General features: G+C 67.1%; 13 protein-coding genes. All 13 read left to right on the forward strand.

Annotated features, from left to right (window positions below; genetic code table 11):
- Nucleotides 1-6: 6 nt before the first annotated feature.
- On the forward strand, nt 7-1,374 hold the full coding sequence (locus H0193_RS07090) for an FAD-dependent oxidoreductase (protein WP_181889182.1): 1,368 nt from the start codon (nt 7-9) through the stop codon (nt 1,372-1,374).
- A 19-nt stretch (nt 1,375-1,393) separates the two neighbouring features.
- Nucleotides 1,394-2,560 (forward strand): alpha/beta hydrolase, encoded by a 1,167-nt coding sequence (locus H0193_RS07095; protein WP_038613168.1) that lies wholly within the window; start codon nt 1,394-1,396, stop codon nt 2,558-2,560.
- Nucleotides 2,557-3,693, forward strand: coding sequence for a histidine kinase (locus tag H0193_RS12350; RefSeq protein ID WP_051952337.1), 1,137 nt, complete (start codon nt 2,557-2,559; stop codon nt 3,691-3,693). The genes H0193_RS07095 and H0193_RS12350 overlap by 4 nt, the downstream gene beginning before the upstream one ends.
- Entirely contained in the window at nt 3,690-4,352 is a 663-nt protein-coding gene (locus H0193_RS07105; RefSeq protein ID WP_181889183.1) for a response regulator transcription factor, read from the forward strand. The genes H0193_RS12350 and H0193_RS07105 overlap by 4 nt, the downstream gene beginning before the upstream one ends.
- 82 nt (nt 4,353-4,434) lie before the next feature.
- Entirely contained in the window at nt 4,435-5,286 is an 852-nt protein-coding gene (locus H0193_RS07110; RefSeq protein ID WP_181889184.1) for an ATP-binding cassette domain-containing protein, read from the forward strand.
- Nucleotides 5,287-5,304: 18 nt separating this feature from the next.
- On the forward strand, nt 5,305-6,000 hold the full coding sequence (locus tag H0193_RS07115) for a hypothetical protein (protein ID WP_181889185.1): 696 nt from the start codon (nt 5,305-5,307) through the stop codon (nt 5,998-6,000).
- Complete coding sequence (locus tag H0193_RS07120) at nt 5,997-7,235, forward strand: DUF418 domain-containing protein (RefSeq protein WP_181889186.1); 1,239 nt, start codon at nt 5,997-5,999, stop codon at nt 7,233-7,235. Before H0193_RS07115 ends, H0193_RS07120 begins: the two co-directional genes overlap by 4 nt.
- A 111-nt stretch (nt 7,236-7,346) precedes the next feature.
- On the forward strand, nt 7,347-9,053 hold the full coding sequence (locus tag H0193_RS07125) for an ABC transporter ATP-binding protein (RefSeq protein WP_181889187.1): 1,707 nt from the start codon (nt 7,347-7,349) through the stop codon (nt 9,051-9,053).
- Nucleotides 9,050-11,005 (forward strand): ABC transporter ATP-binding protein, encoded by a 1,956-nt coding sequence (locus H0193_RS07130; protein ID WP_181889188.1) that lies wholly within the window; start codon nt 9,050-9,052, stop codon nt 11,003-11,005. The genes H0193_RS07125 and H0193_RS07130 overlap by 4 nt, the downstream gene beginning before the upstream one ends.
- Before the next feature lie 20 nt (nt 11,006-11,025).
- Nucleotides 11,026-11,235, forward strand: coding sequence for a hypothetical protein (locus H0193_RS07135; protein ID WP_181889189.1), 210 nt, complete (start codon nt 11,026-11,028; stop codon nt 11,233-11,235).
- 55 nt (nt 11,236-11,290) lie between these two features.
- Nucleotides 11,291-11,905 carry a DUF1707 SHOCT-like domain-containing protein gene (locus H0193_RS07140; RefSeq protein WP_202032101.1) on the forward strand — a complete coding sequence of 205 codons (615 nt, stop codon included), beginning with the start codon at nt 11,291-11,293 and terminating at the stop codon, nt 11,903-11,905.
- Between the two features lie 21 nt (nt 11,906-11,926).
- On the forward strand, nt 11,927-13,168 hold the full coding sequence (locus H0193_RS07145; RefSeq protein ID WP_181889191.1) for a pyridoxal phosphate-dependent aminotransferase: 1,242 nt from the start codon (nt 11,927-11,929) through the stop codon (nt 13,166-13,168).
- A 38-nt stretch (nt 13,169-13,206) separates the two neighbouring features.
- Nucleotides 13,207-13,434, forward strand: coding sequence for a hypothetical protein (locus H0193_RS07150; RefSeq protein ID WP_181889192.1), 228 nt, complete (start codon nt 13,207-13,209; stop codon nt 13,432-13,434).
- Nucleotides 13,435-13,472: the final 38 nt, after the last annotated feature.

The following is a 13,472-nucleotide window of genomic DNA, read 5'->3' on the forward strand; positions in this document are numbered from 1 at the left end:
AAACTTATGAGCCTGCGCGTCGCCGTAGTTGGAGCCGGACCAGCCGGCATTTACGCCTCCGACCTGCTAATCCGCAACGAAGAGCACGACGTCCACGTCGACCTCTTCGAGCAGATGCCCGCCCCCTTCGGCCTGATCCGTTACGGCGTGGCACCCGACCACCCGCGAATTAAGGGCATTGTGAAGTCCCTGCACAACGTGCTGGACAAGGACAAGCTGCGCCTGATCGCCAACGTCACCGTCGGCCGCGACATCACTGTCGACGACCTGCGCGACTACTACGACGCCGTCGTTATCTCCACCGGCGCCGTGCGCGACCGCGAGCTGCTCATCCCGGGCGGCGACAAGTCCATCGGCGCCGGCGAGTTCGTCGGCTTCTACGACGGCAACCCGCGCTTCGAGCGCAACTGGAACCTCGAGGCCAAGGAAGTCGCCGTCGTCGGCGTGGGCAACGTAGCACTCGATATCTCCCGCATCCTGGCCAAGACCGGCGACGAGCTCACGGTCACCGAAATCCCGGACAACGTCTACGAGTCCCTGAAGAACAACAAGGCCGAGACTGTGCACATGTTCGGCCGCCGCGGCCCCGCCCAGGCGAAGTTCACGCCGAAGGAGCTGCGCGAGCTCGACGAGTCCGACACCATTCAGGTGCTCGTGGACCCGGAGGACATCGACTACGACGAGCTGTCCGAGCAGGTCCGCCGCTCCGACAAGTCCGTCGACCTGAACTGCCAGGTGCTGGAGCAGTACGCCATGCGCGAGCCGGACGACGCGCCGCACAAGATCCACATCCACTTCTTCGAGGAGCCGGTGGAGGTGCTCACCGACGACTCCGGCGCCGTGACCGGTATCCGCACCGAGCGCCAGGAACTCGACGGCAACGGCGGCATCCGCGGCACCGGCAAGTTCACCGACTGGCCGGTCCAGCAGGTCTACCACGCGGTGGGCTACCGCTCCGAGCCGGTCGAGGGCGTGCCGTTCGACCTGGAGCGCCACGTCATCCCCAACGACGGCGGCCACGTCCTGGTCACCGCCGAGGAAGGCGCCGCACCGGAGGACAAGCTCTACGTCACCGGCTGGATCAAGCGTGGACCCGTCGGCCTGATCGGCAACACCAAGTCCGACGCCAAGGAAACCACCGACATGCTCATCGCCGACGCGGACGCCGGCAAGCTCGCCGCGCCGACGCACACCGGCGCCGACGACATCTTCGACCTGCTGCGCGAGCGCGGCGTGGACTACGCCACCTGGGAAGGCTGGTACAAGCTCGACGAGGCCGAGCGCGCACTCGGCGCCGCCGACGCCACCTTCCCGCGCGAGCGCAAGAAGATCGTGGAGTGGGAGGACATGCTCGGCCACTCCCGCGCGCAGTAGTAGCAAGTGCAACAACAGCATGCAGTGGCCCGCACGCATCCTCGCCGCCCCGCTCGCGATGATCGCGGCGCTGGCTGCCTGGCTGGCGCTCGCGCCGTTCACCCCGCACGTCGCGTACTGGGGCGCGGCATCGCTGGTCAGCCCGCAGTACGCGGGCCCGCTCCTGCTCATTTCGCTGGGCGTGGCGGCGGCGTCTGCCGCACTCGCCCGCGCCTCGCGGGCGAACCTTCTGCCGGCGGCCCTCGGGGTGGTGGCCACCGCGGCCGCCGCGGCGCTTTTCGGCGGCCAGCTGCACGCCGCCCGCGCGCTTGGCACCGATGCCGACGCGTGGGCCGCGCTGAGCTGGGCGGGGTTGGACAAGACCGCCCAGGGGCCCGACGCGACCGTCCCGTTCGACCTCTTCGGGACCGACGAGCTGGACATGGACGTCTACCTCCCGCGGGAGGGCGGCCCGCGCCCCGTCCTCCTCTACACGCACGGCGGCGGCTGGGACCAGCTCAATAAGCGTTCCCAGGCCTACAACATGCGGCAGATGGCTGACCGCGGCTACGTTGTGGTGTCGATGGATTACACGTTGTCTAGCCGTGAGCAGCCCACCTGGGACGTCGCCGCCGGCGAGGTTGGCTGCGCATTTACGTGGGTGGGCGCGCACGCCGCCGACTACGGTGGGGACCCGGCGAGGTTCTTCACCTACGGCGAGTCCGCCGGAGGGCAGTTGCTTCTCGACGCCTCCTACGATGCCGCCGCCGGCACGCTTACCTCCGACTGCGGCGGCCGCGCCGCCGTCCCCCGCGCCGTCTATGCCGACTCCCCCGCTCTCGACGCCCGGGCCGTGTGGGGCGGCGACGACCCGTACGCCGGCCGCGGCGCGCGCGAGACGGTGGAAAAGTACCTGGGCGGCACCCCGGGCGAATACCCGGCGCGCGCCGACGCGGTGACCTCGGCGAACCACGTCACGGACCGCTCGCAGCCGACGATGATCGTGCGCAGCGCGGACGACCGCCTCGTCCCGCCCGGCAGCTACGAGGGTTTCCACGCCGCCGCGGCGGCGAGCGGCGTCGAGCTCACCGAGCAGGTACGCCCGCACGCCGACCACGCCTCCGCGCTGAGCGCCCACGGAGTGTGGAACCAGCACCTGCTCGACTCCATGACGACGTTCTTCGCGGAGCACGGGGCGGACGCGTGAGCGGCCAGCTGACCGGGCGCGCCCGCACCGGCGCGGCGGTGGCCTCGATCCTGCTCGGCGCGCTCTTCATCGTCGACTGGGTGACAGTGCAGTCGCCGGTCGGCGCGGCGGCAAAGCTGGCCGGGGCCGCCATCCTGGCGGGCGCGACCGCCTCCTGCGCCGCGCTGTGGGTCCCCGGCATCGCCGCGTGCGCCACCCTTGCCCTGGCGCTGCAGAGCCTCAGCGTCTTCCTCTACTGGGCCCCGCCGCTGGCGTTCGCCTCCTACCTGCTGGGCCTGTCCGCCCCGCGCAGGCAGCGGCCCTGGCTCGTGGCGTGGGTGCTGGGGGTCTCCACCGCCGGCCTCTACGCCCACCACCTGTTCTTCGACGCCGAGTGGCCCAGCGGCATGACCACCACCGAGGCGGTGGAGGCCGGGGTCGGCGCGACCGTGCTGTGCTGGCTGGCGCTGGGCTTCTTCTACCTGCTGGGCACCCAGGCGCGCCAGCGCCGCGAGCGCATCTCGGAGCTAGAGCAGCAGGTGGAGTTCGCGCACGTGCGCGAGCGCACGCAGATCGCCCGGGAGATGCACGACATCGTCGCGCACACGCTCGCGGGCATCACCGCGCTTGCCGACGGCGCCCGCTACGCCGCCAAGTCCAACCCGGAGGTAGCGGAGGAGGCGCTGGAGACCATCAGCCGGGAGTCGCGCACGGCGCTCGGCCAGATACGCGGGCTGCTCAGCGTGCTGCGCAGCGACGAGACCGAGCGCCCCGCCGGCACCGCGCCGAGCCGGCACGACTTCGAGGCGCTTTTCGACGACGCCCGCCGCCGCGGGACCGACCTGACCGTCGAGGGCCTCGACGACCTGCCCGCCGACCTGCCCGCGCTCACGCAGTTCACGCTCTATCGCGTTTGCCAGGAGGCAGTGACCAACATGCTGCGGCACGCGTCCTCCCCCGCCGGCGTGATCCGGTTTGTGGTGGGTGCCCACTCGATTGTGGTGGAGGCGGAAAACGCGGCATCAAAAAGCAAAAGCTCGACGGGGGGCTTCGGGCTGGTGGGCATCGAGGAGCGGGTGGCCGCGGTCAGCGGGCGGGTACGCTTCGAGCGCGACGGTGGCAAGTTTGTGCTGACGGCGGAGGTACCTCGATGATCACGGTTGCGCTTGTGGACGACCAACCGCTCGTGCGCGCTGGGTTTTCCATGCTGGTTGGCTCGCAGGGCGACATGGAGGTGGCGTGGCAGGCCGGCGACGGCGATGAGGTGCCGGGCCGAGAGGCCGCGGACGTGGTGCTCATGGACATCCGTATGCCCAGCGTCGGTGGCATCGAAGCCACCCGTGCGCTGCTTGCGGAGCACCCCGACACCCGGGTCATCATGCTCACCACTTTCGACGACCAGGAGCTGGTGCTCGACGCGCTCGATGCCGGCGCCTCCGGCTTCCTGCTCAAGGACGCCGACCCCGACGAGCTGCTCAGCGCGATCCGCGCCGTCGACGGCGGCGACGCGGTGCTCGCGCCGAAGGTGACCCGCCACGTCATCGGCGCGGCGCAGGCCCCGGAGCATCAGGAGGCGGCACGCAACGAGGCAATGCTCGAGCGCCTTACCCCGCGCGAGGTGGAGGTCCTGCGCTTGGTGGCGCTGGGCTACTCAAACGAGGAGATTGCCGAGGCCGAGACGCTCTCCCCCGCGACGGTGAAGACACACGTGCACCGCATTCTGTTCAAGACCGAGTCCCGCGACCGCGTCCACGCCGTCCTCTTCGCGTTCCGCGCGGGCTTGGTGGGCACCGGCGAGTTGCTGGGCCACTAGCCGCCTACACCCCAGGGTGTACGCGCCGATTTACACCCGCGGGCGGACGATTTCGCCTGCGCCACGCGCGATTGTGGGAACCATGATCGAAGTTCACAACCTGACCAAACGGTATTCAAGCTCCACCGCCGTCAACGCGCTGTCGTTCACCGCGCCGGACGGCGACGTCACAGGCTTCTTGGGCCCGAACGGCTCCGGCAAGTCCACGACCATGCGCATGATCGTCGGGCTAGAAACCCCAGACGAGGGCGAGGCGCTTATCGACGGCTCCACTTTCCGATCCCTCGACCAGCCCGCACGCGCCGTCGGGGCACTGCTCAACCCGGAATGGATCGCCCCGCACATGACTGGGCGCGGCCACCTGAAGATGGTCGCCGATTACGCCGGCGTGCCGGAATCCCGCGCCGACGAGGCGCTTGAGGCGTTCGGGCTCGCGGAAGCAGCAAAACGGCAAGTGAAAAACTACTCCCTCGGCATGCGCCAGCGCCTCGGCGTGGCCAGCGCGCTGATCGCGGACCCATCCAACGTCATCCTGGACGAGCCGGTCAACGGTCTCGACCCGCAGGGCGTCGCCTGGATGCGGGGGCGCATCCGCGAGATGGCCGCCGAGGGCCGTGCGGTAGTCGTCTCTTCGCACCTGATGAGCGAGATGCAGCTCACCGCGGACCGCCTTGTGGTGATCAACCGCGGCCGCCTCGCCGGCGAGGGCCCGCTCGAAGACTTCCTGGGCTCCAACCGGGTTGAGGCGACGTGCAGCGACCCGGCGCGGCTGGCTGAGGCCGTCGGCGGCCAGGTCATCGGCGACTCCGTTGTCGTCGACGACGCCACCGCCCGAGACGTCGGCGAGGCCGCCCAGCGCGCCGGCGTGACGGTGTACTCCCTCCAGGAATCCCGCCGCAGCCTCGAAGAAGTGTTCCTGGAGTCGACGAAATAGGACGTAGGAGGATTTTCCATGCACACACTGAAAGCAACGCTGCGGGAGATCTTTTCCCGCCCCGCGACGCGCATCCTGCTCGCGTTTGTCGCGGCCGCCCTCATTCTCGGGCCCATGGCCGTCGCGATGCTCGTCGGCCCCAACGGTACAAGCACCGCAGACCCTGCAATGCTGCTCATCCCGGCCGCTTTGATGCTCCCTGTGGCGTTCGCCGCGGGCGCTTTCCCCGCTGGCAGCGCGCACTCGCGCGGCACGATCGGCTACGCCTACCTCGCGTCGAACCACCGCGGTTGGGAGCTCGCATGTCGCGTCGGAATCGCAGCTCTCGCCTGCATACTGACGGCGTTTGCCGCGTCGGCGATCGGGCTCGGCGGCGCGCACGTGTTTGTCGACAGCGTCGCTTTGGGAGGCGCCGACAGCGCAGATATGGTGCGCAGCCAGGCCGAGCTGTGGATCGTGTACCCACTACTCGCGGCCCTGACAGCCGTACTGCTCGGTTCGGGCACCGCGTCCTTCTTCGTCTGGGTCGTAGAGTCGCTCATTGTGGAGACTGCCCTCGGCGCGATCAACCAGCCGTGGGCCGCGGCCCTGGAAAAGCTCCTGCCGGGCGGCGCGGCCGGGAACGGCACGGCCGGCGTGGTCACTCTTGCGGTCTGGGTCGCGGTCCTTGCCGCCGCCGCGTACGCTGCCGTGCAGCGGAGGGCCGTGAAATGACCCTAAAAGAGAGCACAAGACATGCCGGTGAGCGCACCGCCGCCCGTCGGCGGTTCGTGGCCCCCGACCTCGCCCGCGGTTTCGCTTTAGTCGGCATCGCGATGGCCAACATAGTCACCGACTGGGACCCGGCGGAGGGTGTCGACCACGCGGCGGGCCTCGGCGGCTACAACGGCGACGGCACCGCGTGGGAGAAGCTGCTCGTCTTCCTAGAGACGCTCTTCGTGCATGTGCGCGGCCTACCCATGTTTGCCACCCTCCTCGGTGTTGGCATGGGCATGATCTTTGTCAGCCTCGAACGGCGCGGCTACCCGCTGCGCGCCCGGCGCGGGGTGCTCGCGCGCCGCTACGGGTTCCTGTTTCTGTTCGGTCTGGTGCATAAGACGCTGTTTTTCACCAACGACATCATGACGGCCTACGGCATCGCGGCACTCATCCTGTGCTTGTTCATCGGGTGGAGCGACAAGGCCCTCTACGCCCTCGCAGGTGCTGCGTTCGCCCTGAACGCGGTGCTTCGGGCACCTGGCGTATTCGCCGCGTTTTCGTCGACAGCGGAACCAATAGACGGCAGCCCCGCGCGCATCGTCGACCTCAGCGACCGCATAGCCGCGGGCCTGACCAACTTCTGGGTGTACCCGGCAATGGGCGTGATCGAGATGCTCGCCTTCTTCCCGCTTGTCGTGGTCGGGTTCGTCTGGGGCCGCCGCGGTATCTTCGGCGACGTCGACGGCAACTCCCGGATGCTCCGCGGGTGGGCGATTCTTGCAGCCGTAGTTATCGCGGCCGTCGGCATCCCATGGGGCTGTGCGGAAATCGGCGCGCTCGAACCCAGGTGGGCTACAGGGCTCAATGCCACCAACGAGCTCGTCGGCATGCTCACCGGCCCCGGCATTCTCGCCGCAATCTCCCTCGCGTGCCGGCCGTTGCAATCGCGTATCAACGCCTCCGGCTCCCTCCCGCACCTAGCCCAACCGCTAGTGGCGCTGGGGAAACGTTCCATGAGCGGCTACCTTGCGCAAACGATCCTCTTCATCCTGACAACCCAGCCCGCGTTCTGGTGGGTGACTCGCGATGCGACGATCGCCGGCAAGCTCGGTTGGGCGCTGGTTGTCTGGCTGGTTACGGTGGCTGGTGCGTGGGCGCTCGAGTGGGCCGGCAAGCCGGGGCCGTTCGAATGGCTGCACCGTCGTCTGTCGTACGGCAAAGACGGCCTGCCCGAGCACTACCCTGGCTAGGCTGTCCGGAGCAGACGCAGCCGGAGATCGCACTGCGCCTGCGCTCCCTTCGGCCCGTCGTTTCTCCCCCACCGGTCTACGATTGCCCCGGACAAAAAGAGAGGGGCACTCATGGATCTCATCCGCCTCACCGCGCGCTTTGGCAGGCGGTACAGCGGCAAGATCGCACTGGTCATCGTGCTGCAGCTGGTCACCACGCTGGCCACGCTGTACTTGCCGGACCTGAACGCGGACATCATCAACAACGGCGTCGCCCAAGCGGACCTGCCGTACATCTGGCACACCGGCCGCACGATGTTGGTGGTGGCACTGGTGCAGATCGCGGCAGCGATCGCGGCGGTGTGGTTCGCCTCCCAGGTGGCCATGAACACCGGCCGGGACATCAGGGCCGCCGTGTACGACCGGGTATCCGATTTCGACAGCGAGGAGATGGCGCATTTCGGCGCCGCCACACTGGTCACGCGCGGCACGAACGATGTCCAGCAGGTGCAGATGACGTTCCTGCTGTTCATGAACTTCATGGTCGCGGCACCCATCATGGCTATCGGCGGCATCATCATGGCGCTGCGCCAGGACGCGGGCATGTCGTGGCTGGTGGTCACCGCGGTGCTCATTCTCGCGGTCGTGGTGGGGATCACCGCCGCGGTTCTGATGCCGCTGTTCAAGCGCATGCAGAAGAAGCTGGACGCGATCAACGGCCTGTTGCGCGAGCAGATCGCGGGTATCCGCGTGGTGCGCGCGTTCGGCCGTGAGGACCACGAGGCCGAGCGTTTCACGGAGGCGAACCACGACATCACCAGGCTGAGCCTGAACATCGGCCGGGTGTTCGTGACCATGTTCCCGGTGATCATGCTGATTTTGAACCTGGCCACGGCCGCAGTGCTGTGGTTCGGCGGCCACCGCGTGGACGAGGGCCTGGTGGAGGTCGGCTCGCTCACCGCGTTTATGCAATACCTGATGCAGATTCTCATGGCGGTGATGATGGGTGTGTTCATGCTGATGATGCTGCCGCGCGCCATCGTCTGCGCCGACCGCATCGAAGAGGTGCTCGGGCATGAGGTGAAGGCGCCGGTGACCGGAGGGGCGTCGATAGGCAAGGGCTCCGTGCGCTTCGAGGATGTCTCCTACACCTACCCGGGCGCGGAGAAGCCGGTGCTGGAGCACATCTCGTTTGAGGCGGCGCCGGGGACCACGACGGCGATCATCGGCTCGACGGGCAGCGGCAAGACCACGCTCGCTGGGCTTTTGCCCAGGCTGTACTCGCCGACTTCGGGGCGCGTGCTTATCGACGGCCATCCGGTCACCCACATCCCGCGCCAAGACCTGGTGGGGGCCGTCGCGATGGTGCCGCAGAAACCGTGGCTGTTTTCCGGCACGGTGGCGTCGAACCTGCGAATCGGCAACCCGGATGCCACGGATGATGAGCTGTGGGCGGCGCTGCGCGTCGCGCAAGCCGGGTTCGTGGAGGATCTGGACATGCCGATTGCCCAGGGCGGCACCAACGTCTCCGGCGGGCAGCGCCAGCGGCTGTGCATCGCGCGGATGTTCGTGGCGGATCCGAAGGTGTACGTCTTCGACGACTCGTTCAGCGCGCTGGACGCGACCACCGAAGCGAACCTGAATGCGGCGATGCGCGAGATCGTGCAGGACCGCACGGTGATTGTGGTGGCGCAGAAAGTGTCCTCGATCAAGCACGCGGACCAAATTTTGGTGATGGAGGCCGGGCGCATCGTCGCGCGTGGCACGCACGACGAGCTGCTGCAAACCAGCGAGACGTACCGGGAGATCGCGGCGAGCCAGGCGGAGGTGGACGCATGAGCAACCAACACGGAACTGAGCTGACAGACGACCAGCTCGCCGAATACGAAGAGAAGATGGCCGGCGACGACTTCTCCAGCAAGGCGCCGCGCAAGGCCAAGCAGTTCTGGCCGTCCGCAAAGCGCCTGCTGGGGCTTTTGGCGCCGTACAAGCTTGCGCTGGTGGCCGTGTTCGCCATGAACGCGGTGTCCGTGTTCCTGTCGGTGTACGCCCCGCGCGTGATGGGCCGGGCCATGGACGTGATCTTCTCCGGCGTGATGTCCAAGCACATGCCGCCGGGCACCACCAAGGAGCAGGCGATCGAGGGGCTGCGCGCCGCGGGCCAGGACCGGTTCGCGGACATGGCCTCGGCGATGGAGCTCACCCCCGGCTCCGGCATCGACTTCGACCGCCTTGGCCAGCTCATCGCGCTGGTGCTGGCGCTGTACGTGGCGGCGTCGTTGCTGATGTGGGCCCAAGGCGCGATTTTGAACCGGCTGACCATGCGCGCGGTGTTCAACCTGCGCGAGCGAGTGGAGGCCAAGCTCAACAACCTGCCGCTGCGCTACTTTGACACCCGCCAGCGCGGCGACGTGATGTCGCGCACCACCAACGACGTGGACAACGTGCAGCAGGCCCTGCAGCAGTCCCTGTCCTCGCTGTTCAACGCGATCCTGACTGTGGTGGGCATCCTCGTGATGATGTTCGCCATCTCCTGGCAGCTGGCACTAGTGGCGCTGCTGGCCATCCCGCTGACCGGCCTGGTCATGGGCCTGGTGGGCACGCGCAGCCAGAAGCAGTTCACCACCCAGTGGAAGGCCACCGGCGATGTGAATGGGCACGTGGAGGAATCCTTCTCCGGCCACGATGTGGCGGTCATCTTCGGGCGCACCGACGAGCTGCGCCGCACCTTCGACGAGCGCAACGAGGAGCTTGCCGGCGCGGCGCAGAAGGCGCAGTTTTTGGCCAACTCGATGCACCCGACCATGCAGTTCATCTCGTATTTGTCGTACGTGGCCATCGCGGTGCTCGGCGGCGTGAAGGTCGCCTCCGGCAAGCTCACGCTCGGCGACGCCACCGCATTCATCCAGTACTCCCGCCAGTTCAACCAGCCGCTGGGCGAGATCGCCGGCATGATGCAGATGCTGCAGTCCGGCGTCGCGTCCGCGGAGCGCGTCTTCGAGCTTCTCGACGCTGAAGAGGAACCCGAAGACAGCTCCCAAGCCCGCATCAACGGCCGCGCCGAGGGCCTGGTGGAGTTCCGCGATGTCTCCTTCTCCTACACCGACGAGCCTTTGATCCAGGACCTGAACCTGCGGGTGAAGCCCGGCCAGACCGCCGCGATTATCGGCCCCACCGGCGCCGGCAAGACCACGCTGGTGAACCTGATCATGCGCTTCTACGACGTCGATTCGGGCGCGATCACCCTTGACGGGGTGGACATCCGGGACTATTCCCGCGAGGACCTGCGCAACCAGATCGGCATGGTGCTCCAGGACGCTGTGCTGTTCAAGGGCACGATCATGGACAACATCCGCTACGGCCGGCTCGATGCCACCGACGAGGAGGTCATTGAGGCGGCGAAGGCCACCTACGTGGACCGCTTCGTGCGCTCGCTTCCGGACGGCTACGACACGGAAGTCGACCAGGACGGCGGGTCCGTCTCCGCGGGCGAGCGCCAGCTGATCACCATCGCGCGCGCGTTCCTGTCGCAGCCCGCGCTGCTGATCCTGGACGAGGCGACCTCGTCTGTGGACACCCGCACCGAGGTCATGGTGCAGCAGGCCATGAACGCGCTGCGGTCCAACCGCACCTCCTTTGTCATCGCGCACCGTCTGTCCACCATCCGGGACGCGGACGTGATCGTGGTGATGGAAGACGGCAGGATTGTGGAGCAAGGTTCGCATGCGGAGCTCGTCGAAAAGCAAGGTGCGTACTGGCGCCTGCACCAATCCCAGTTCAGCGGGGACTAAACGCGGGTAGCATCGGACGCATGACTGCAGAAAACGAAGGTCTGTACACCAGCATCGACACTCCGGCAGACGGCGCAGCTAACAAGGCTGCTTCAGCCGGTGCGGACAACCCGAACCAGGACATGGACACCAAGCCCCTCGGCGAGGGCGTGCACACCGTGGAAGAAGCCGAAACCCACGAGGACGACTCCCGCTGGAACGACGGCAAGCAGCCGCGCCCGCAGGACTAACCCCAATCCCCTCCCCGCGCCCCGGACGTGCATGACAGCCGTCCGGGGCGTTAGTATGTCCGGCGTGAGCACCCCATACGGCAACTTCAGAATCGGCGACCAGGAGCGCATGGACGCCATGGACACCCTCGGCCGCGCACTCGGCGAGGGCCGGCTCAACATGGGCGAGTTCGACGACCGCTGCCGGCAAGTCGCCGAGGCACAGGTCCACTCCGACCTCGATCCGATTTTGGGGGATCTGCCGCCGCAGCCGGCCGGAGGTGCCGTCGAGAGGCAAGAAGTGCACTCGGGCGATGTGTTTTACAGCGGCCGCGAGATCATGCAGGCGCGCCGCTCCGGCAAGCGCATGCGCGCAGGTGTCTTCTGGCTGGGCACGGTCGGCGCGCTCGGGCTGACCGCTTTGCACCCGGTTTTCCTGCTGATCATCCCCACCCTGTTCATCCTGCTGTACGTGATGAAGGTCGGCCCCGACTCCTGGTACACCCCCAGCCTGCGGCAGCTGGAGCAGCAGCGCCGCCAGGAGATCAAGCGCCGCCAGCTGGAGATCGAATCCGCCAAGGCGCACCAGCAGGCCATGATGCGGGTGCAGCGCAAGGATCAGTTCAACCAGCTGACCTCGGATGCGCTCGATGTCGCACAAAACACGATAAACCGCTTCCGCAAGAACTAAAGAGGCCTACAGTGGAGTGGCATGAGTGAGCCACTGCAGAAGCACCGTCATTTCGACCAAGCGGACAAGCTGAAAAACGTCTTCTACGACATCCGCGGGCCGGTGACCGCCACCGCGGAGAAGATGGAGCGCGACGGCCACACCATTTTGAAGCTCAACACCGGCAACCCGGCCGTCTTCGGCTTTGAGGCGCCGGACGTGATCATGCGCGACATGATCGCCAACCTGCCCACCTCCCAGGGCTACACCACCTCCAAGGGCATCACCTCGGCGCGCCGCGCGGTGGTCACTCGCTACGAGATGATCGACGGCTTCCCACCCTTCGACATCGACGACGTCTACCTGGGCAACGGCGTGTCCGAGCTGATCAGCATGACCACTCAGGCGCTGCTCAACGACGGCGACGAGATCCTCATCCCCGCCCCCGACTACCCGCTGTGGACCGCCGCGTCCACCCTCGCCGGCGGCAAGGTCGTGCACTACATGTGCGACGAGGAGGACGACTGGAATCCCTCGCTCGAGGACATCCGCTCCAAGGTCACCGACCGCACCAAGGCGATCGTGGTGATCAACCCCAACAACCCCACCGGCGCCGTGTACTCGCGCGAGGTGCTCGAAGGCATCGCCAACATCGCCCGCGAGCACGAGCTCATGGTGCTCGCCGACGAGATCTACGACCGCATACTTTACGACGGAGCTTCGCACACCTCCATGGCAGAAATCGCCCCGGATCTCGTGTGCATCACCTTCAACGGCCTGTCCAAGGCGTACCGGGTGTGCGGATACCGCGCCGGCTGGATGGTCATCACGGGCCCGAAGCGCCGCGCCACCGGCTTCATCGAAGGCCTGGATCTGCTGTCGGGCACCCGCCTGTGCGCGAACGTGCCGGGCCAGCACGCCATCCAGGTGGCACTGGGCGGACGGCAGTCCATCTACGAGCTCACTGCCGAGGGTGGGCGCCTGCACAAGCAGCGCAACGTCGCAGTGCGGAAGCTCCGCGAGATCCCCGGTGTGTCCGTGGTGGAGCCGAAGGGTGCGCTGTACTGCTTCCCCAAGATCGACGCGGAGATGTACAACATCCACGACGACGAGAAGTTCATGCTGGACCTGCTCAAATCCGAAAAGATCCTGATGGTCCAGGGCACCGGCTTCAACTACCCCACCCCGGACCACTTCCGCGTGGTCACCCTGCCGTGGGCGTCGCAGTTGGAAAACGCCATCGAGCGCCTGGGCAACTTCCTGGCGGACTACCACCAGCACTAGGGATTCCGACGGTGGCTTAGACGAGGTATCCTGCGCATATGACTTCCGTGCCCGTCCCGAGGGAGGCGTTCCGCGATAACGCGCGAACCCTCCGTCAGGCGATGCGCGAAGCAGCGCAAACATCATCGGCGAATGTTGTTCTTTCCCATCGCCAAGCAGAAATGATTCTGCGTGTGCTGGAGAGTGCGGATTCAGAATTCGAGCGTCGCCAGCATGTAGCTCGAAAACTTGCGGATTTCTCCAATGAAATCGGGTTCACCGAGTAGCGCGATCCCGCGACGAAGCGTGCCGGTCGCCTTCGTCG

This window comes from Corynebacterium haematomassiliense (genome assembly GCF_013978595.1).
Lineage (GTDB): Bacteria > Actinomycetota > Actinomycetes > Mycobacteriales > Mycobacteriaceae > Corynebacterium > Corynebacterium lehmanniae.

Excerpts from the sequence above, each read along its gene's own strand:
- H0193_RS07090 (WP_181889182.1), top strand. The coding sequence starts at position 7 with ATGAGCCTGCGCGTCGCCGTAGTTGGAGCCGGACCAGCCGGCATTTAC.
- H0193_RS07095 (WP_038613168.1), top strand. The coding sequence starts at position 1,394 with ATGCAGTGGCCCGCACGCATCCTCGCCGCCCCGCTCGCGATGATCGCG.
- H0193_RS07105 (WP_181889183.1), top strand. The coding sequence starts at position 3,690 with ATGATCACGGTTGCGCTTGTGGACGACCAACCGCTCGTGCGCGCTGGG.
- H0193_RS07110 (WP_181889184.1), top strand. The coding sequence starts at position 4,435 with ATGATCGAAGTTCACAACCTGACCAAACGGTATTCAAGCTCCACCGCC.
- H0193_RS07115 (WP_181889185.1), top strand. The coding sequence starts at position 5,305 with ATGCACACACTGAAAGCAACGCTGCGGGAGATCTTTTCCCGCCCCGCG.
- H0193_RS07120 (WP_181889186.1), top strand. The coding sequence starts at position 5,997 with ATGACCCTAAAAGAGAGCACAAGACATGCCGGTGAGCGCACCGCCGCC.
- H0193_RS07125 (WP_181889187.1), top strand. The coding sequence starts at position 7,347 with ATGGATCTCATCCGCCTCACCGCGCGCTTTGGCAGGCGGTACAGCGGC.
- H0193_RS07130 (WP_181889188.1), top strand. The coding sequence starts at position 9,050 with ATGAGCAACCAACACGGAACTGAGCTGACAGACGACCAGCTCGCCGAA.
- H0193_RS07135 (WP_181889189.1), top strand. The coding sequence starts at position 11,026 with ATGACTGCAGAAAACGAAGGTCTGTACACCAGCATCGACACTCCGGCA.
- H0193_RS07140 (WP_202032101.1), top strand. The coding sequence starts at position 11,291 with ATGTCCGGCGTGAGCACCCCATACGGCAACTTCAGAATCGGCGACCAG.
- H0193_RS07145 (WP_181889191.1), top strand. The coding sequence starts at position 11,927 with ATGAGTGAGCCACTGCAGAAGCACCGTCATTTCGACCAAGCGGACAAG.
- H0193_RS07150 (WP_181889192.1), top strand. The coding sequence starts at position 13,207 with ATGACTTCCGTGCCCGTCCCGAGGGAGGCGTTCCGCGATAACGCGCGA.